The organism is Planococcus maitriensis (assembly GCF_003289925.1).
In the GTDB taxonomy this organism is placed as follows: domain Bacteria; phylum Bacillota; class Bacilli; order Bacillales_A; family Planococcaceae; genus Planococcus; species Planococcus maitriensis.
On the sequence record NZ_QLZQ01000007.1, the window covers coordinates 77,333 to 96,605 of the forward strand.

22 protein-coding genes are annotated in these 19,273 nt (G+C 50.6%); 10 read left to right on the forward strand and 12 right to left on the reverse strand.

Going from position 1 to position 19,273, the window contains the following annotated elements; all coding sequences use genetic code 11:
- Window positions 1–35: 35 nt before the first annotated feature.
- Entirely contained in the window at window positions 36–899 is an 864-nt protein-coding gene (locus DP119_RS13720; RefSeq protein ID WP_068872494.1) for a PPK2 family polyphosphate kinase, read from the reverse strand.
- Between the two features lie 198 nt (window positions 900–1,097).
- Window positions 1,098–1,748 (reverse strand): hypothetical protein, encoded by a 651-nt coding sequence (locus DP119_RS13725; RefSeq protein WP_112233703.1) that lies wholly within the window; start codon window positions 1,746–1,748, stop codon window positions 1,098–1,100.
- 439 nt (window positions 1,749–2,187) lie between these two features.
- Between DP119_RS13725 and DP119_RS15890 the strand changes: the two genes are divergently transcribed.
- Window positions 2,188–2,358, forward strand: a complete 171-nt coding sequence (locus tag DP119_RS15890) for a hypothetical protein (protein WP_167399238.1) — start codon at window positions 2,188–2,190, stop codon at window positions 2,356–2,358.
- 49 nt (window positions 2,359–2,407) lie between these two features.
- Here the strand turns inward: DP119_RS15890 and DP119_RS13730 are convergent, their stop codons facing one another.
- Window positions 2,408–2,848, reverse strand: coding sequence for a VOC family protein (locus tag DP119_RS13730; protein WP_167399239.1), 441 nt, complete (start codon window positions 2,846–2,848; stop codon window positions 2,408–2,410).
- A gap of 72 nt (window positions 2,849–2,920) precedes the next feature.
- Window positions 2,921–3,343 carry a hypothetical protein gene (locus tag DP119_RS13735; protein WP_112233705.1) on the reverse strand — a complete coding sequence of 141 codons (423 nt, stop codon included), beginning with the start codon at window positions 3,341–3,343 and terminating at the stop codon, window positions 2,921–2,923.
- Between the two features lie 250 nt (window positions 3,344–3,593).
- On the opposite strand from DP119_RS13735, the gene DP119_RS13740 reads away from it, so the two are divergent.
- From DP119_RS13740 to DP119_RS13750, 3 genes are all read left to right on the forward strand, one after another.
- Window positions 3,594–4,451 carry a GNAT family N-acetyltransferase gene (locus DP119_RS13740; RefSeq protein WP_112233706.1) on the forward strand — a complete coding sequence of 286 codons (858 nt, stop codon included), beginning with the start codon at window positions 3,594–3,596 and terminating at the stop codon, window positions 4,449–4,451.
- Between the two features lie 91 nt (window positions 4,452–4,542).
- Window positions 4,543–5,868 (forward strand): Glu/Leu/Phe/Val family dehydrogenase, encoded by a 1,326-nt coding sequence (locus DP119_RS13745; RefSeq protein ID WP_420812321.1) that lies wholly within the window; start codon window positions 4,543–4,545, stop codon window positions 5,866–5,868.
- Between the two features lie 145 nt (window positions 5,869–6,013).
- A complete protein-coding gene (locus tag DP119_RS13750; RefSeq protein WP_112233707.1) occupies window positions 6,014–7,828 on the forward strand; it encodes an LTA synthase family protein in 1,815 nt (604 codons plus the stop codon).
- Between the two features lie 35 nt (window positions 7,829–7,863).
- On the opposite strand, the gene DP119_RS13755 is transcribed toward DP119_RS13750, so the two are convergent.
- Window positions 7,864–8,664, reverse strand: a complete 801-nt coding sequence (locus tag DP119_RS13755; RefSeq protein WP_101189800.1) for an SDR family NAD(P)-dependent oxidoreductase — start codon at window positions 8,662–8,664, stop codon at window positions 7,864–7,866.
- 216 nt (window positions 8,665–8,880) lie between these two features.
- Here DP119_RS13755 and DP119_RS13760 point away from each other — a divergent pair, with 216 nt between their 5' ends.
- Together DP119_RS13760 and DP119_RS13765 are read left to right on the forward strand one after the other, a co-directional pair.
- Window positions 8,881–9,462, forward strand: coding sequence for an MEDS domain-containing protein (locus DP119_RS13760; protein ID WP_240616446.1), 582 nt, complete (start codon window positions 8,881–8,883; stop codon window positions 9,460–9,462).
- A 134-nt stretch (window positions 9,463–9,596) separates the two neighbouring features.
- Complete coding sequence (locus tag DP119_RS13765; protein WP_101189799.1) at window positions 9,597–10,619, forward strand: STAS domain-containing protein; 1,023 nt, start codon at window positions 9,597–9,599, stop codon at window positions 10,617–10,619.
- A gap of 19 nt (window positions 10,620–10,638) precedes the next feature.
- Here DP119_RS13765 and DP119_RS13770 read toward each other — a convergent pair whose 3' ends face one another.
- Both DP119_RS13770 and DP119_RS13775 read right to left on the reverse strand, forming a co-directional pair.
- Window positions 10,639–11,001 (reverse strand): DUF3784 domain-containing protein, encoded by a 363-nt coding sequence (locus tag DP119_RS13770; protein WP_112233708.1) that lies wholly within the window; start codon window positions 10,999–11,001, stop codon window positions 10,639–10,641.
- A 531-nt stretch (window positions 11,002–11,532) separates the two neighbouring features.
- Entirely contained in the window at window positions 11,533–12,267 is a 735-nt protein-coding gene (locus tag DP119_RS13775) for a phosphatase PAP2 family protein (protein WP_101189797.1), read from the reverse strand.
- Between the two features lie 178 nt (window positions 12,268–12,445).
- Here DP119_RS13775 and DP119_RS13780 point away from each other — a divergent pair, with 178 nt between their 5' ends.
- Together DP119_RS13780 and msrB are read left to right on the forward strand one after the other, a co-directional pair.
- The gene (locus DP119_RS13780) at window positions 12,446–12,952 is read left to right on the forward strand and encodes a TlpA family protein disulfide reductase (RefSeq protein WP_167399240.1); all 507 of its coding nucleotides are present in this window, start codon (window positions 12,446–12,448) and stop codon (window positions 12,950–12,952) included.
- Window positions 12,953–12,968: 16 nt separating this feature from the next.
- Window positions 12,969–14,075: a peptide-methionine (R)-S-oxide reductase MsrB gene (gene msrB, locus DP119_RS13785; RefSeq protein ID WP_112233710.1), complete on the forward strand. Its 1,107-nt coding sequence runs from the start codon at window positions 12,969–12,971 to the stop codon at window positions 14,073–14,075.
- A 63-nt stretch (window positions 14,076–14,138) separates the two neighbouring features.
- Here msrB and DP119_RS13790 read toward each other — a convergent pair whose 3' ends face one another.
- From DP119_RS13790 to ilvA, 5 genes are all read right to left on the reverse strand, one after another.
- Window positions 14,139–14,372, reverse strand: coding sequence for a hypothetical protein (locus tag DP119_RS13790; RefSeq protein WP_112233711.1), 234 nt, complete (start codon window positions 14,370–14,372; stop codon window positions 14,139–14,141).
- On the reverse strand, window positions 14,335–14,502 hold the full coding sequence (locus tag DP119_RS15895) for a hypothetical protein (RefSeq protein WP_157101624.1): 168 nt from the start codon (window positions 14,500–14,502) through the stop codon (window positions 14,335–14,337). Before DP119_RS15895 ends, DP119_RS13790 begins: the two co-directional genes overlap by 38 nt.
- Before the next feature lie 30 nt (window positions 14,503–14,532).
- Entirely contained in the window at window positions 14,533–14,745 is a 213-nt protein-coding gene (locus DP119_RS13795) for a hypothetical protein (RefSeq protein ID WP_068872480.1), read from the reverse strand.
- Between the two features lie 33 nt (window positions 14,746–14,778).
- Complete coding sequence (locus DP119_RS13800; RefSeq protein ID WP_112233712.1) at window positions 14,779–15,132, reverse strand: hypothetical protein; 354 nt, start codon at window positions 15,130–15,132, stop codon at window positions 14,779–14,781.
- Between the two features lie 453 nt (window positions 15,133–15,585).
- Entirely contained in the window at window positions 15,586–16,872 is a 1,287-nt protein-coding gene (ilvA, locus tag DP119_RS13805; protein WP_112233713.1) for a threonine ammonia-lyase IlvA, read from the reverse strand.
- Window positions 16,873–17,052: 180 nt separating this feature from the next.
- Between ilvA and DP119_RS13810 the strand changes: the two genes are divergently transcribed.
- Both DP119_RS13810 and DP119_RS13815 read left to right on the forward strand, forming a co-directional pair.
- Window positions 17,053–18,000 (forward strand): oxidoreductase, encoded by a 948-nt coding sequence (locus DP119_RS13810; protein ID WP_112233714.1) that lies wholly within the window; start codon window positions 17,053–17,055, stop codon window positions 17,998–18,000.
- Window positions 18,001–18,108: 108 nt separating this feature from the next.
- Window positions 18,109–18,996 carry a fructose bisphosphate aldolase gene (locus DP119_RS13815; protein ID WP_112233715.1) on the forward strand — a complete coding sequence of 296 codons (888 nt, stop codon included), beginning with the start codon at window positions 18,109–18,111 and terminating at the stop codon, window positions 18,994–18,996.
- Window positions 18,997–19,273: the final 277 nt, after the last annotated feature.

The following is a 19,273-nucleotide window of genomic DNA, read 5'->3' on the forward strand; positions in this document are numbered from 1 at the left end:
GGAACCCGAAGCAGCATGTGCCGCTTCGGGTTTCATCATTTCGCTTCCTTTTCCAGCTTGTCGATATAATGATCGAGTTTCCCTCTTTGTTCACCGCTGATTTCAGGCAATTCCGGGTTGATTTCTTCCAGCATTTCGACCATCACCCGGGCGATGATCAAACGGGAATACATTTCATCGTCCGCCGGCAATATATACCAGGGAGCATAGTCCGTAGAAGTATGGGTCAGCATATCGCCGAAAATCTCCTGGTAATCTTCCCAATGTTCCCGCTCTTCGACATCGCTGAAGGAAAACTCCCAATTTTTCTCGGGATTCTTCATCCGCTCGAGAAGGCGCGAAGTTTGCACTTCTTTCGAAAGATTAAAGAAGAATTTGACAAACGGAAAACCGTTCTCGACCATATACCGTTCAAATTCGTTGATTTGCCGGTATCGCCGGTTCCATACTTCCCCGTCGATTAACTGGTCGGGCAAGGGCTCTTCTTCAAGTAAATCATGGACGCGCGGCGCAATCACTTCTTCGTAATGGGAACGGTTTAGAATGCCGATTTGCCCCCGCTCCGGCAAGGCATCGTGCAGGCGCCATAAATAATCATGCTTCAATTCCTCTTCCGTCGGTTTCCCGAGTGTCGTCACTTTCAGCCCTTGTGCAGTCAAGTTCGAGAACAAATAGGTGATCGCTTCATCTTTTCCGGCTGCGTCCATTGCCTGAAGGGCCACCACAATGCCTTTTTCTTCTTCTGCATGAAGCCGGATATGCCATGTTTTCAATTCTTCGATTGTTTCCTTCAATTGCTGTTCGATTTGCCCGGGTTCCATTCGATTATCTTCTTGTGTCGGCCAGTCTGAGAGATCCACTTTCTCGCCGGCTTTCACTTTATATCGTTGGGTATCCATTAAAGCCCTCCTTGGATATGAATGTTTCTATCCCTATACCCTTTTTCAGCTTTTGGAATTACAGGGCTTTTTTCTCAATTTGCCATTTTTCCTTTACCCTGGCCAGATGAAAACTGGGGTTGGGTGCACACCATGAAAAAGCTCCCCCGAAACCCATTGGGATTTCGGGGGAGCTTTTCAACTTCTGAATGATATTGCTTATTCGTAGGCAATCGACCCATCTGCCTTTTGTTCATATGTGATATCTTCCTCTTCCATCAAGGAGATCAAGATTTGGGCTTTGTCGTCGGCCTGCTCTTTTTGGCGGTCGAGGATTTCATCCAGTTTCTCGTGGACTTCCTCGACTTGGTTTTTCTGTAAAGTCTTCGTCATTTCGCGCGTCAACTCGATTTGGGCAAAGTGATAGGATTCCAATCGTGCCAGGCGCGGGTCGTCTGTGTCGAGTTCCTCGGACAATTGCTCCAGCTTTTCCTCCATCTCATTGATATGGAGTTCCGTGAGCGAATTGTGGTCATACAGGCGAATGAGCGAATTGCTGACTTCCTTGAGCACTTCCTCGCTTTTCTCGCTTTGGAAAATATACTGCTGGATTTCATCCTGTTCCGCATTCGCCACCGAGCGCTCCTCATTCCATGGAGCGACATAGCTCGCAAAGGAATATACGTTCCACAGGACGAACAGCAGCAAAATGCCGCTACCGGCCTTCAGCCAAAGTTTGCGGCGCTGCGGACCTTTTTTATTAGGCCGGAAATTTGGCGGTTCAGCACCGGTTTCGGCGCTTTTTTCCGCTTCGATTCGATTGGATTCATTATTCGGATGACTGTCTGAAAACTGATTGTAATTAGCCATGTTACCCTCCGGACATCTATTCGTAACACGATTGTAACAAAAAATATTCAAAATAGCATCCGTTTTTTTAAAGAAACCGAGGAATTATGACAAAATTCGACAAAGCAATGGCTTTCTTCGTATCAGCTCAAGAAGGCTGAATGTCTCCTATATCCCTTATTTAAGGGGTTAGGACCCCGCTTTTTTCGGGTAAACTATCTGAAAGCATTCTAGTAGACTGAATTGACTTTTTTATTCATCAACCATTCCCTCATTCATGTCGATCAGAAAGAAAGGCGGTCTTTTCATGCGCATTTCCTGTATGGGAAGTTTACTGATTTCGATTATCCTGTCGATTGTATTGACCATTTTGTTGAATTTGCTGTTTTTTTAGCGGCAGCTATGCCTGCCGGCAGATTCCTGCGAAAGTTTTGCATCACTGGAAATGGAGGAACTTCAGGTGACCAGAACATTTGTGATTCTGCTGATCGTGTCGGCGCTGTTGTTCATCGGATTCTACTTTGCCATCACGCTCTATAACCGGTTTGTCGGAGGTGTTGTTTCAGCGGGTGTTGAGTTTCAGCTGGCAGAGATTTTATATGAAACGCTGTCATCCATATCCCGCCCGTAAACTTCTCCAGCCCAGAACCCCCCCATTGCCTAAGCGATAGGGGGGGTCTTCATTGATCGGTGTTTTCATCCGGGCTTCCCGCTTCCGATTTGCGATAATCGAATTGCCACTGCACACCGAATTTATCCTCTACGACGCCGTATGCTTCGCTCCAATAACTTTCCTCGAATTCAAAGATCACTTTTCCGCTTTCTGCAAGTTTATTGAAATCGGCTTTCATTTCGCCTAGCTCTTCCGAACGGATGGAGACATGGAAATTGCTTCCGAATGTCGCCGGCTTGCCGGGCATCGCGTCTGACAGCAACAAATAATCGCCATAAAGCGGAACCGCTGCTTCCAATATCAATTCCTTCAAATCCTCATCGAGTTTCGAGCCCGGGTTATCTCCATAATGAATGACGGACACATCGGTTACACCGAATACGCCTTCATAATAAGCCAGCACTTCTTTGCAGTTTCCGTTAAAAATGATTTGTGGATGGATCGCCACCTCTTCGCCCCCTTCTTGAATTTTTGCTATCGTCCTCTTTTCCCTTCCGTTTTCAGCATTAAACTCCAGCATTTATTTCCAGGCAGGCAATTTTTTCATGAACGCATACACGATCGGCCCAAGAAACACTGCAGCCAAAAGCAGATAAAATGATACTGAAGCGATGAGCACCGTAAAAATGCCGCTCCATAAAGCAGCTACTGAATACAGGAACAACATTAAAACCGCCCAGACGATACTGATGCGAAGTGCCGCATTTTTCATCCGGATCCTTCTCAGCCAGGACAAGCCCAATGACAGCAAGAAAGCAGGCACTATCATCCACGCTATGGTCTGCATCGCCATCTCACCGCGCACTTCATCGTTCAATAACAGCATGTCCGAACTGCCGGAAATCGCCATCGATACAAATAAACCAACGACAGTGAGCAATGCGTAAAGCCCCAAGCCAAACAATATATCCTTGACCAATTCCACCGCTTTCCAGTTTTCCAATGCCTTCCCTCCTTATCGTTCCCGGAATGTTCCATCTATCCTGACTGCCGGGAAACAATCGCTATTCCAATTAGTTCGCCGCCATCCCGCGTTTCCCCTGCCGGCCTTGCCAAGCAGAAAACGCGGCTGGCAACCCCAAACAACGGAAAGTGTAAAAAAGTTCCCCGCCCATGATAGTTCCCGCTTTGTAGTCATGCCCCGAATACTCTAGAATTATTATGCAACCATGACCCTTAAGGAGTGACGATAGATGAACGAAACGATCCGACAATTGACCGGCGACGACTTGCCAGCATTACAGGACATGGATACCGGCATCGACGATGATTATGTCATCCGTGTATTCGACCGGATTTCGACTGGCCCCAACCGCTTATTCGGCCTATTCCACGACGGCCGGCTGGCAAGCATCGGCGGCTATACCATTTTTGCCGGCAGCTACGCCATGCTCGGGCGCATGCGGAGCGACGTGCGCTTCCGCGGCCAAAGCTTATCATCCCGCCTGATGGCCCACGTCCGTGATGCGGCCCTCGATCATCCGGGGGTCCGCTTCGTCGGCGCCAATACGCAGGAATTCAACCTTCCGGCACAGCGCGTCCTGGAGAAGATCGGTTTGTCCCGCCAAGCTGAGTTATTTTCCGCCATCGCAGAAAATGTGGAGCTTTTTGAAACCAGCGCTGCGCCTTGGCGAAAAATCGAAAGCATTGATGACAAGATGCGCTGGCTCGAAACAGTCTATATCCGCTCAAGGCGGGTCTTCCCGTATGAATGCTATTACCCGTTTCCCGCCAGCCCCGACCTGTTCTCTGGCCAAGCGCTGGCACGTTGGGACTTCTATGAAAACCCGGCACGCGACCGGATCGTCATCACCAAACACGATGTAAAGAAATACGATTACCTCCACACCATTTACCCGTGGGAAGATTTATTCGGCCAGCCGGGCCTTTGGGAAACCTTGCGCGCGCCGCTTGAAAAAATCCGCCTTGATTCTGAAGAAGGGGCTTTTGTATGGATGGACTTGACGCGCACGCAAGCAAGTAAACTGCCGGATGGGCACCCATTCGAATTGCCGTCGCCTTGGCTTTTATACGGCACGGATATCCATTAATCCATCTCTTCTCCCCTTCTGGATGTTTAAGCGCCATTCTTAATAGGAAGACATAGAGTATAGAAGGAAAACAGCCAAGGAGGAGAAGATGATGACACAGCAAGAACATCGCCAAGAAGAAGTGGCAGAAGACTTGAAGCAGGAGATGCCGGCAAAAGAAGTGAAAGATGGCGTCGAACTTTCGAACCCGCTCGAAATCGTCCAACGCATGCTCGAAGTGGCGACACAGGACCTCGAGTTGCCCCAAGGAGTATACGAAATCCTTAAAAAGCCGAAGCGCATCTTGAAAGTTTCGATTCCGGTGCGCATGGATGATGGCACATATCGCGAGTTTGAAGGCTATCGCTCCCAGCATTTGGACGTGCTCGGCCCGACTAAGGGCGGTGTCCGGTTCCATCCAGGGGTGACGGAAGATGAAGTGGCGGCCTTGTCGATTTGGATGTCGATGAAAGCGGCCATCCTCGGGATTCCTTACGGAGGCGGCAAAGGCGGAATCGTCGTCAATCCAAAAGAGTTGTCTGAACGGGAACTTGAGGAACTGTCCCGCGGCTTTATCCGCGAACTCGAACCGATCATGGGCCCTGAAAAAGATATACCGGCGCCGGACGTCAACACGACACCCCAGATCATGGGATGGATGATCGATGAATTTTCCCGCCTGAAAGGGAAAAACGTGCCCGGCACGATCACCGGCAAGCCTTTGATCCTTGGGGGATCGGAAGGCCGCGTCGAAGCGACCGGACGCGGCGTCGTCTTCACCATCGAAGATGCCGCCAAGAAACTGGGGCTTGAACTGGAAGGCATGACCGCAGTCGTCCAAGGCTTCGGGAATGTTGGATCCATCACCGCCAAACTCTTGCATGAACGTGGCGTGAAGGTGCTCGGCATAGTTGATGCCGGGGGCGGTGTCTACCATAAAGACGGGCTGCCGATCGAAGAACTGATCGGCTATGCCCAAACGACGGGCACGGTAGCCGGATACAATGGCTACGAATCGCTCAGCAATGAAGAGTTATTCGCCGCTGACGTGGATATATTGGTGCCCGCGGCGCTCGAAAACCAGATTACTTCGACCACCGGCCCGACCATCCGCGCCAAGATCGTGGCGGAAGCGGCGAACGGTCCCACGACGCCGGATGGCAATGCCGCAATGGAAAAGAACGGCATCACCGTCATTCCGGATATTCTATGCAATGCAGGAGGCGTCACGGTTTCCTATTTCGAATGGGTGCAGAACACGACCCATCTCCGCTGGACCGAACAGGAAGTGAATGAGCGGCTCCACACCGAAATGACGGACGCTTTCGATGATGTCTATGAAATGAAGGAACAAAAAGACTGTACGATGCGCGAGGCGGCATATTTGGTCGCTGTCGAACGGATCGCCCAGGCGATGGAAGCACGCGGCTGGATTTAAACTAAGCTAAGAGGCTGTTCCAAAAGCTCATGAAACCGGGCTTTCGGGGCAGCCCCTTTTTTGATTTTTTCCACTGATGTTTCCGAAAGCCTGTTTACAGGTAGTGAATAGGAGAGGCCCTCACCGACAGAAAAGGAGAACTTTTATGAAAACAATCGATTACTGGGTCTATTTGGCCTTTTCCGCATTTAAATTATTCCTCTTCAGCTTATACACTGACACCCCGTTCAGCTTCGGCTTTTTCTTGATCAGCTTATCAAGTGCACTGATCCTTTCGAGTTGGACCTTATTGATCGACGCCCGCAAGCGGCGCTGGATCTTACTGTCGCTTTTGGCGCTCCACAGCATCCTGCTGATTTCGGACGTTTGGTATTACCGTTATTTCGGAGATCTATTATCCGTTCAATTGATTCCCTCGATGACGCAAATGAATGACGTCGGCGGCGGATTCTTGAGCTTGATCCGCTGGACGGACTTCTTCTTTTTTGCCGACTTCCTATTATTTCTCGTCTTCATCCTCGCCTCCAAGAAACGCCTGGCCGGTTCCGTGCGGACGACGAACGGCAAGCTTGCGGCAGGAATTGCGGCAATCGGGCTTTTGGTATTTGCCGCACCGCTCCTATCGAGCATCGCAAAGGGCGAACGCTGGCTGGCTGGGGACGCCGTCAGCAATATGCGCGAATACTATGAGCTTGGGTTCTGGGGCTATCATGGCTATGATTTCGGCAAAGGCGTCGTCTCCATCTTCCGGGAACCCGAACCATCCGATCGGGACAAAGCCCTGCTCCAGGAAGCTGCTGCAGATGTTGGGACGAGAAACAGCGGCGAGCAGCCGAACATTATCCTCGTACAACTGGAATCGTTGCAGACGTCCGTCATCGGGCAGGAGATCGGCGGCGAAGAAGTCACGCCTTATTTGAATGAACTTGAGGAAGAGATGCTGTACTTCCCTTCCTTCCATCACCAGACCCATGAAGGGCGCACATCGGACGCGGAATTCGTCATCAACACCTCGCTGCACCCGCTGCGCACAGGTTCTGTCTATACCCGCTTCCCTGACAGCACATTCGCGCCGCTTCCGGAAGCTTTGCGGAAAAGCGGCTATGATACAGCTGCCATGCATGCCTATGAAGCGAGCTTCTGGAACCGCAATACTGTCTATGGGAATATCGGCTTTTCCCGCTTCTTCAGCGAAAAGGATTACCCCGATACGGAAAAGGTCGGCATGGCGATCAATGATGAGGATTTCTTCCGGACATCGATCGAGCACATCCAAAAGCTGGAAGAACCGTATTATGCGTTCATGATTGCCTTGAGCAGCCATATCCCCTTTAAGATTCCAGAAGACAAAAAACAATTGGCCTTGCCGGGCTATGAAGACGAATTGGTCCGGAATTATTACCACACCATCCATTATGTCGATGGCGCAGTCGAGGTGCTCGTCGACGAATTGAAACAGCAGGGCATGTGGGACGATTCGCTCGTCATTTTCTATGGCGACCACGACAGCGGATTGACTGAAAAAGGCCGCGAGATGGCAAATAAACTAGACGCCAACGGAGCGACGGAGCAGTTTGAATTGTTCCGGACCGTCCCGCTATGGATCAAGCCGCCAAACCTGCCGGAAGGCGAAACGGTCGAGACCGCCGGCGGACAAATCGATTTGGCGCCGACCATCCTGGAGCTTGCAGGCATCGACCAAGGTTTCATGCTCGGCAATTCCTTGCTGTCGGGCACCGAAAAGCCCGTCGTTTTCCGCGACGGCTCGTTCCGGAAAGGCGATGTGTACTTCAAGCCGGACCTGACCTCGCCCCCCGGTTCTGGTGAATGCTATTCGATCGAAAGCGGTGAAAAAATCGATAGCGCGGATTGTGAGCCTTATATCGGCGATGCGCTCGATCAATTGCGTATTTCGGATACCGTGATCGAAGACAATGCCCTGGACTATATCGAACAATGAAAAAGCTGGGCTCAGAAATCTGAGTCCAGCTTTTTTCATCTCATGACGCTGCCGCCGGAAATCTTCACCGATTCCCCGACGATATTCGGTGCGGCATCTGTTAGCAGGAATGCAATCGTTCGGGCGACTTCCTGAGGAGTTGACAGCCGGTGCGAGGGGATCCCTGCCTCCGCTTCTTCCATCGCCTGCGCAAATGGAATCCCTTTGCGCTCCGCTTTTCTCTGGATGCTGGCCCTCGCCATTTCCGTATCGACATATCCCGGGCATACTGCATTGACGCGGATGCCATGCTCAATCGCCTCCAAGGCCATGGATTGCGTCCAACCGACCACCGCGAATTTGCTTGCCGCATAAGCCGTGTTTCCGGCCGTGCCGCGAAGCCCCGAAAGAGAAGCGAGATTGACGATGTCCCCTCGGCCTTCTTCCATCATGCGCCGGTACACCAGTTGCGTCAGCAAAAAAGTGGATGTGTAATTGATGTTCATCAGATGCTCCAGAAATTCCTGGTCCAGTTCTTCCACTTGCTTTCCGCCAGCCGCTCCGGCTGAATTGACCAAGCCGCCAATAAACCCGAGCTTCGCTTCAGCGGTTTCGACCAGCTGTTTTCGGTCGCCGGGATCCGTCAGATCCGCCGCGTGGACATGCAGCCGCCTGCCATCCATCATGCCCTTCAATTCTTTTTCCAATTGCTTCAGTTTATCCGCATCACGCCCCGTAACCGTCAGTTTCGCCCCCATCTGTGCAACTGCCTTGGCCGTTTCCCAGCCGATGCCGCCTGTTGCGCCCGTGATCAATAGATGTTTTTCAGCTAATGCTTGTTTATCGAAAATGCCCATGTATACGCCTCCCTTGCCTGCAGTCATTCCCTTAACTGCACGGCATTCAAACATGCGCAAGGGCGGACGGCTTAGAAGCGACGTAAATGCACCTTGTAGTATATACTAGCAAGAGGTACACAAGTGCTGTCATTTTTTTCACTTCCAGCCATCCTATTCCAGGCTGAAGACAAATCTTATCACTAATTGGAAAACGTGTTACATGGAGGGAATAAAATGAACCAAAAAATGAGCGACTTTACAGAAACCTTGCGCCATACCGATTATGCGCATATCTTTTACCTGACCGAACAAACAGATCCTTATATAGAAAATGCCGTGTCTTATGTCCTGGATGGCGTCCGGAATGGCGACCGTGTCCTGTTCGTCGAGAACCCCCGGATCTATCCCCAGATCCAGAAAAAGCTCCAGCAAGTGTTGTCTGCTGAGGAATTGGAATTAATCCACTACGTCAATAACTTCGATTTCTATTGGCGCAAAGGGAACTTCCATCCCACGGCCATTCTGGAATACTTCGAAAGCGTTGTCGGGTCTTTCACTGCCGATGGCCGGCAGTGCCGGACATGGGGCCATATCGAATGGGGCAGCCAGGAAGACATCAGCCAGGAAATCATCGAATATGAAACGGAAATTGACCGCTCCGCCACCCAACGGAAAGTCATCTCCATCTGTGCATACGATGCGCACCGGGTTTCGGAGAGCTTGCGCGAGCGGCTGATGCATTGCCATGGCTACTTGATGAAAGACCAGAGCATTTCTGCAATATCTTTTTATGGCGATAAAAAAGCCCGGAAATAACAATTCCCGGCTTTTTTTATTTTTCAATGCAAGGCTCTTCCAGTTCGATGCATAATTTCCATGTACTCAGGGAATACTGAAACAACTGCCATCAACTGGCACTGCCTATATAGAATGAAGCGGAGGATACAACCATGAAAAAAGAAATCACAGTCGGCGCAGCCGAGTTGAAATGGGATCTGGAAACCGGGGAAGTGCTCTTCGATGGGGGCGATGTCGTCTTTTTCTGGACTTCCGCCATGGAAACCTTTTTCGACACGATCCGGGAAATCACCGGCGCCGAAGCCACCGACCTGGTGCTTGAGACGACAGGGTTCAGGCAAGGCATCGTCGTCGGAGAGGGCTTCCGGGAATTGAAGAATATCGATGCCAGCAATGTCGTCGAGTGGATCTCCAATACCTATGCCCCGGCCGGCTGGGGCAAAGTGGAGATCGTCGAGATGGACATCGAGCAATACACGTTCACGATGCATATACAGGATGATTGGGAATTCAAGATGAACCAATTGAACCATAAAGGCACCAAAGGGATTTTCGTCCCATCCCATTACGCAGGCGTCTTGACGGGATTGTTCGGCCAGAATTTCTGGTACCGGACCATTCGCTATCAAAATGACGAACAGCCTTACAGCATTGTGGAATATTATCCGTCGGACGTTACTGTACAGCAAAACATCCGGGAACTTGCGAGACGCCAGGAAGACAAGCAGATCCGCCAGCTTGAGGAGATGGTCGATGAAAAGACCCAAATGCTCCAGAAACTGGTGCGCGAACTTTCTTCCCCCGTCATCCCGGTGCTTGAAGGAATTATCGTCGTGCCGATGATCGGAAGCTATGACGAAGACCGCACAGAAGACTTGATCAACAATACATTAACCGAACTGCCCAGACATAAAGCGGAATTTTTGCTTCTCGACCTGACAGGATTGAACCGCCATATTTCAGAGCATACCGCGCAACTGATCGATAAATTGGCCGCAGCCGCGCGCTTGCTCGGCACAGAGACCATTCTGGTCGGTGTCTCGCCCGAGCTTGCCATGATCATTACGCGGACGATGCAGGACCTGTCGAAATTCGAAGCATTGCAAAGCCTGCAACACGGCATCTACTACGCGCTTGGGCGCAGCGGGCGCTCCATCAGCCAAAAAAATAAGTAAGGCGAGGCCTCTCCTCGCCTTACTTGTTTTTTTCATGCCCGCTGGCAGGCGGCTGTTTCAAAAATCGCCCGCCTGTATTCATATAAATCAAAGCCCCTCCGGTAAACCCCAGAAACAAGGCCACGCCGATATAGAACATCCAACTTTTCTCAAGCAGCATGCCAGCAAGCCAGAACAGCATGCTGAATGCCAAGGCGAATAGGAGTTTCCCGACAAAACGGGCCATGGCGGGACCGTCGTATTTCGACTTTTCTTCTTTGGGCATCGTGTTATAGCCAGCGATCAAAAATGCGCCTTTTCCCTGCAGCATATAAAACCCGAGGAACACCAATAGCAATGCCACACCACCGATGATCAAAGCTCCAGAATTCAATTCATCCATCCAATCCCCGCCTTGCCTCTTTGATTCTTTCCTTGTTTTTCATTCGGCAAAGATGCGAAAATCCCTTTTCGAGCACTAAAAAATCCCGCACCCGTCTATCCTGTGCAGGATTTTCCAAGAACCGCTTCCATATTCCCCGTTAATGTGTCCAATTTTTGAATGAGAATACCATCCCGATGATGACAACAGCTATCCCGCCGAAAATGAGCATGGGCAAGAGCCCAACAATATCGGTCATCTCAAGGGCACCTCCTTTTCTTCGATCATACGCCCTTATAAAGAAAAACGCCACATAATTGTTTGATTTTTCAGTTATTTTTAGTTGCGCCGGCTGACGAATAAAACTAAGATGGCATTAAGGAACACCATCAATCCGACCAGGACAACCTAACTGATCGGGATCCTGCATTCAGGTTCAATTCAACTGCCCTCGTTTGAGACAAGCGCGTCCCCTAGGGGATGGAAACTCCCCCAGTGTCCCGGCTGTCTCAATCTTAAAAAAAGCCGCCGGCAAAACCGGCAGCTTGGTACTTATAATTTATCGATGACGGCCCGGTAAAGCGGTGCCAATACTTTCCGCAAAGCTGTGACAGCCGGCACCGGGCTTCGCTGCTGCCATTGGATCCATTCAAGCGCCACCAGGCTCAGCACAAGCCAGATGGTACCGGCGATATAGCCTGCCAAGACATCGCTTGGAAAATGCGCGCCCAGATAAATCCGGCTGATGCCGATCAGCACGATCAGCACACCGAGCCCGAAAACGGATACCCATTGCAGCCACGGTTTCTGCCGCGTCCGGATAACCAGGTAAATGAGGAAACCATAGAAGATTAGTGACCCCATCGAATGGCCGCTCGGGAAACTATAGCCGACCGCATCGATTGTTTCATTGATGCTCGGCCGCTCCCTGCTGAAGAAATGCTTCAACAAAACCGTTAACAGCGAGCCGCCGCCAACCGCCACCAAATAGAACAAGACGCCCCATTTGTCGCGCATCCTGACTCCCAATATCCATAAGACGCCAATCGACAATAATACAAGAAACCACACTGACCCGAGTTCTGTGATGATGAACATTGCCGTATCCATCCAGCTGCTCCCGATCGCTTCGAGCAATCGGATGGTGACCGCATCGAATACCGCCAATTCCTGATCGAGCATTTCATCAGCCAGTTCCGCGAACAAGACAATGAATAAAGCTGCAAGCCCAAGCCCGAATAGAAGCACAATAAAAGCAAACCCTGATAATTTCGTTTCCTTATCCATCCAACCGCCCCTATATTTTTACTTACACTCAGTTTACCCGACTTTGCCGATAAGTATGCCAAATCCTTGCAGTTCCAGGGTTCAAGGGCCCTTGATTGGGGAATAGCTCAAATAGATAGCAAATCAAGCAAGAAAACGCCAAACCCTTGCTGAGCCCCCACCTGGAAGGATGATCACCATGAAACTACCATTTCGGCTGCTTATACTAGCCGCCCTTCTGCTTGCCTTCACTTCCTGTTCGGAAGCTTTATCGGAAAACCGCGGACCTGCAGCGCCTGACTTTGCATTGCCTGACCTCAACGGCACTGTCCATCACCTCGATGATTACCGGGGCAAGAAAGTCTACCTCCTCTTCTGGGCTTCCTGGTGCTCCATTTGCCTTTCGGGCTTGAACGAAATGGAAGAACTGATCGAAAGCGAAGAAGATTTCACTGTCCTGACGGTCGTCTCCCCTGGAACGTACGCCGAACGAAATGCCAATGAATTCAAAGCCTGGTTCTCAAGCATCGACCATGACGGTGATTTCATCGTCCTGCTTGATGAGGGAGGAGAAGTATATGGCCAATACGAGATGGAAGCTTACCCCAGTTCTGTCTGGATCGGCTCTGACGGCAGGATCACCGAACGACGCACCGGCCATGTGACCAACTACGAGATACTCGAATTGATGAATTCGATTCGCTAGAAAGGCGGAACCCCCGATGAAACGATATTTTCTGCCTGTGCTCTTATTATTATTGCTGCTGGCTGGCTGTTCAAGTGAAGCGGTCAGCGACTCAAGCACCGCCTCTTCTTCAGAATCCCGTTTTCCCGACAACCCGAACGAAGAGCTCGAATTCGATACGGAAAACCTGGAAGACATTTGGTTTGCGGGCGGCTGCTTCTGGGGCGTCGAAGCCTATATGGCACGCATCTATGGTGTTTACGATGTGACGTCGGGCTATGCCGGGGGCACCATCGAAGACCCGACTTACGAAGAGGTGCTGACAGGCGATACCGGCTATGCCGAAACCGTCCATTTGCGCTATGACCCCGAACGTGTATCGCTTGAAGAATTGCTTGACCGCTATTTCCTCATCATCGACCCGACACTCGTCGACCAGCAAGGCAACGACCGCGGCAATCAATACCGGACCGCTATCTTCTACAATGATCCTGCAGCGGTAAGCACGATCGACAAAGCCATCGCCGAAGAGCAGCAAAAATACGAGAAACCGATTGTCACGGAAGTCGAGCCGCTGAGGAATTATTATCTTGCCGAAAACTACCATCAAGACTATTTGGAAAAAAACCCCGATGGCTATTGCCATGTCGACTTCACGAGCCTCGAAGACCAGGAAGTCCCGCAATTGGTCGATCCGGCCGATTATCCGAAACCTGATGAAGGGGAAATCCGTGAGATGCTGACGGATGAACAATACCGCGTCACACAGGAAGACGGGACAGAGGCCGCATTCGATAATGAATACGATGGTTTTTACGAGCCGGGTATCTATGTCGACATCGTCACCGGCGAGCCGCTCTTTTCGTCCAAAGACAAATACGATTCGGGGACCGGCTGGCCAAGCTTTACGAAGCCGATCGATCCCGCAGTCGTGACCGAACATGATGATCTTTCCCTGTTCGGCATGCAGACGGAAATCCGGAGCCGCACAGGCGACAGCCATTTGGGGCATGTCTTTGAAGACGGGCCGGAAGATGCCGGCGGTTTGCGCTATTGCATGAACAGTGCAGCACTGCGTTTCGTTCCACTCGAAGAGATGGAAGCGCAAGGCTACGGATACCTGACGGACAAAGCACTTGAGTGAGCAAGATAAAAGCCGGAAACCCGTTTGAATGGGCTTCCGGCTTTTTCGGTTTTTATTTCAGGTTTAGAGGCTTTCGGCCCGCTTCACCGAGCGGCGTTCCAAAATGCCTTCGACGATCATGAAATTTTCATGGCATTTCGGGCGGTATCGGCCTTTGGCGATGCCTTCGATCATCAAACTGCTGACGCCATATTTCATGCCTAAGTGTTCGGCGGGAAATCCTTCAATATGATAGAAATACAAGATGCTGTAGACGGCCTCATCGCTGAGCCTGTTCAGTTCGTGTGCTGTTGTCATAGCGTTCGACCTCCCCATCAGTATGCTGCCGGATGTGTTCCGCTTTATACTGCTGATAGCCTTTTATAAAGCGCTCATAGCGGGCTGCAAAAGCAGCGCTGATTTTCTTCATCTCGTTGCGGTTCCCCATATTGAACACTCCCCATCATAAATTTACCGCTCAGTAAGTTTCCACCAAATATTTTTCAATCCGGTTGAAGTCCCTGTAGCAATCTCTCCTCGCATGCCCTGACAGCAAATCATCCACAGAATCGGCGCTGATATGGAAGCGCTGTGCCAATTCTTTTGTTTCACAGCCTTTTACTTTCCACAAGTATAGAATCAGGTAAATGTCTTCATCACCCAGTTTGATCAGGTCACTCCGATTATCCATTTAAACTACCGCCTTCCACTTGATTTGGATTGTTTACGCCGGCTGCTCGAGACAGCCAATCGCCGAACTCAGCCTTGAAACGAATACTTTCGGTGATTCATGGGAACGGATCCGGACACAAAATCCATCGTCCCGGGGTTCAGCCGTCTGCAGGTAATCCGTCGGCAGTGGCATCGGGTGGGTGACCAGTGCCTCGATAAATACAGACAGTTCTTCCCGAGTCAGCCAGAGCTCCACTTGATTGACCGCACGCCCCCCGCTATCGTATCCAAGAAAACGAATCGTTCCCCCAGTCCCGCCGCTGAACCCAGGGCGGCCCTTCATTGATGTTTCTGGTTCTTGCCAAGCGTTCCCCAACGGCTCGACAAGCCCTCCCCTTTCTTCCATAACCTTCTCTCCCTTTATTCCGTACTAAAAAAGCACCGGAACAGACTCCTCTATCCAGAGGAGAATATTTCCGGCGCTGCGCACAGCACTATAGTCTGTCACATTCAACCAAAGCTTAAGTTTCCAACTGCACAGAACCGGCAATCCTGGTTCCCTGCCTTATCCGGAAGTAGCCATTCAATTTTATTGATGCCATCTTCCCATAAAGCGCTAATAAAGATGGCAATTGATATTTTGTATAAGATAATGTGATAGTATCAGCCTACAATATTTCACATTTCTTGTAAACCCTAAATTACTGAATATTTAAATTAATATTTTATTATCATCTTTCTGTTTATTATTGATAGGAAATGATTTCTTTTAGTCTAAGTGAATCAAAAAGCTTAATAATTCGCCAGGTATGAAAAAACTGTGTTCCCTGCCCCACATGCACGGCAGAAAGCACAGCCATCAGATCAGCAAATTGAACAGCAATGAATCGTTATTGATGTCTTTATACGGAAAGCCGTTTTTCGCCATGCGTTCAACGAGCGGCCCGTAGTCTGCCGGGTCTTTCAATTCGATCCCCACCAAGACAGGCCCATGTTCCCGGTTATTTCGTTTGGTGTATTCGAAGTGGGTGATGTCATCGTGTTCGCCAAGCACATCTCCCATGAACTTCCGGAGGGCTCCTGCGCGCTGCGGGAAAGTCACGATGAAATAATGTTTAAGTCCTTCATAGATCAAGGACTTCTCTTTGATTTCCTGCATGCGTTCGATATCGTTATTGCCTCCGCTGACGACGCAGACGACATTTTTCCCGCGGATCTCCTCGCGGTAGAAATCGAGTGCCGCCACCGATAAGGCGCCCGCCGGTTCTGCGACGATGGCATTTTCGTTATACAGTTCAAGGATCGTCGTGCACACTTTGCCTTCCGGGACCGGAACGATGTCGTCGAGCACTTTTTGGCAAATCGCCATCGATAGATCGCCGACTTGCTTGACCGCTGCCCCGTCGACGAAGGTATCGATCGTATCGAGCCGCGTCACTTGGCCTTCCTTTAGGGAAGCTTTCATGCTCGCCGCGCCTTCGGGTTCGACGCCGATCAGCTTCGTCCCGGGAGAAATACCTTTTAAATACGTACCGACGCCAGAAGCCAATCCCCCGCCGCCGATCGCACAGAACATATAATCGACCGGCTCCTGCATGTCATTGAGCACTTCGACGGCGACTGTGCCTTGCCCTGCGATGACCGCTTCGGTATTGAATGGATGGACGAAGGTCTTGCCTTCTTCCGAACAGACTTCCATCGCTGCCGCAAAGGCATCATCGAAGCTATCGCCGGTCAAGACGACTTCTACACACTCGCCACCGAAACGTTTCACTTGTGAGACTTTCTGGCTCGGTGTCGTAAGCGGCATGAAGATCTTCCCTTCGATGCCGAGCGCGTGGCAGGAATAAGCTACGCCTTGCGCATGGTTCCCAGCGCTCGCACAGACGACTCCTTTTGAGCGCTCGGATTCGCTCATGCTGCGGATGAAATTATAGGCGCCGCGCAATTTGAACGACCGGACCACTTGCTGGTCTTCCCGCTTCAAAAAGACATTGCAGCCATAGCGTGCAGAAAGAATCTCGTTGCGCTGCAAGGGCGTCCGGATGATGACATCCTTCAGCGCCTGGTTGGCGACCATAATATCGGCCACGGTCACCTCTTTTGCGACGACTTCCCTTTCCAGCTCTGTGATGTTTTTTGCCATCTGATTCACCCTCTTCATTTTGATTATTGAATTACTCTAACACATCAACGGGCTTTGTTGTGTAAAAATTTAGACAATTAGATGACCTTTTCATGGGATTTCCGATTTTTCTTGAATGTATGCGGTTTCATTTTTGAAATGGGGTAAACTAGATAGAAAAAGAAGCACCACGCAGAAAAAATGTTTTTAAGGGGAGATGATTTCTTGCAGGACGTCCATCATAAAATCGCCATCATCACAGGAGGCAATAGCGGCATCGGATGGGAAGCCGCAAACATGCTGGCCGGGCGGGGATTCTCGATTCTCCTGGCGGTCCGCGACTTGGTCAAAGGTGAAAATGCCAAACGGGAGATCCTCGATTACCATCCGGAAGCGACGGTCGCCGTCCTGAAACTCGACTTGGCCGACCTCGCAAGTGTCCGCCATTTTGCGGACAGCTACAAAAAGCATTTCCGTTCCCTCGATTTGCTGGTCAATAATGCGGGCATCATGATGCCGCCGTACGGAAAAACGAAAGACGGCTTCGAGTTGCAGTTCGGCAGCAATTACCTCGGCCATTTTGCATTGACCGCCCACCTTTTGCCGCTGCTCGCGAAAACCCCAGGCTCGCGCGTCATCACGCTCGGGAGCCTCGCGCATAACCGCGGCACGATCGATTTCGATAATCTTGACGGCGCGAAAGGCTACCGCCCGAAAAAGTTCTACAACCAAAGCAAGCTCGCCAATATGCTGTTTGCGATGGAATTCGACCGGCGCCTGAAAAAGCATGGCATCCAGACAATCAGCGTCGCCTGCCACCCCGGCGTTTCGGCCACCAATATCTTCAAGATCGGCAAATACGATGCGCCGGTATTGCTGAGGGATTTCGCCAACCGCTTCTTGCAGCCGCCGGACATGGGAGCGCTCGCCACTGTCCACGCCGCCACCGAACCGGATCTTACAGGCGGCGAATACATCGGCCCTGCCGGTAAGGGGCGCAGAAAAGGATATCCCGCGCTCGATACGCCCCATCCCTCAGCCGTCGACGAAGCGCTGGCCCAAAAACTCTGGGCCGTGTCCGAGCAATTGACGGGTGTCGCTTTCGATTTCGAGTCGATAAGTAAAGAAAATCCCGCGTTCGATAGCTGAATATCAGCATCCCTTGTTTCATTTTTGATGAAAAATCCGATTATTGGTACACTTAGCAGGGAACAGGATTAATGCAGTCAAAATTTCTTAATCTAAGGAGCTGAGACGATGAATTCACAACAATTCGATTTAATCAAGAACGGCAAGGGCTTTATCGCTGCATTGGACCAAAGCGGCGGCAGCACCCCAAAAGCATTAAAATTATACGGTGTTAATGAAGATGCTTACTCCAATGAAGATGAAATGTACGACCTGATCCATGAAATGAGAACACGCGTCATGACCGCGCCGGCATTTACGTCGGATTATGTACTCGGGGCCATCCTCTTCGAACAGACGATGGACCGTGAAGTATACGGCAAATACACAAGTGATTATTTATGGGATGCAAAAGGCGTCGTGCCATTCCTTAAAATCGATAAAGGCTTGGCGGATGAGCAGAACGGCGTCCAGCTGATGAAGCCGAACCCGAATTTGAACGAGCTGTTGAAGCGTGCGGTCGAACGCAATGTCTTCGGCACGAAGATGCGCTCAGTCATCAAAGAACCGAATCCGGAAGGCATCAAGCAAGTCGTCGACCAGCAATTCGAAGTGGCGAAAGAAGTCATTGCCGCAGGTCTCGTGCCGATCATCGAGCCGGAAGTCGATATCAACAGCGCGGACAAAGAACGCATCGAGGCCATGCTGAACGATGAAATCCTCAGCCACCTCGATAAGCTCAGCGACGACGAACACGTCATGTTGAAATTGACGATCCCGACGCTGGCGAATTTCTACAAGGAATTGATCGACCATCCTCGCGTCGTGCGCGTCGTGGCATTGTCCGGCGGATATCCGCGCGAAGAAGCGAACCAGAAGCTGTCGGAAAACAAAGGCTTGATCGCCAGCTTCTCCCGTGCTTTGTCAGAAGGCTTGAACGCAGACCAGACGGACGAAGAGTTCAACACGACGCTCGAAAAGTCCATCAAAGAAATCTACGAAGCATCCATTACATGATATAAAAAAAGCGCTCCCTTTGAGGTGCGCTTTTTTTCTGTATGGGTTGAAATAAAAAATAAAACTTCAACAGATTGTATTGGAAATGTAAAGGATGAAGATTGCGCTTCAAGGGGACGCTTTCTGAGGGGGCCGGCTTCAGCCGCTTCCCTCGCTAACGCTCAGTCCAGGGTCTTCAGCTCGTCCTGATCCCTCCAGAGTCGCCCCTTTCCGCTCCATCTCTAGTTTTAGAGAGGAAATGAAATTCATCACACATTGAAGTAAGCGTGAATTATTA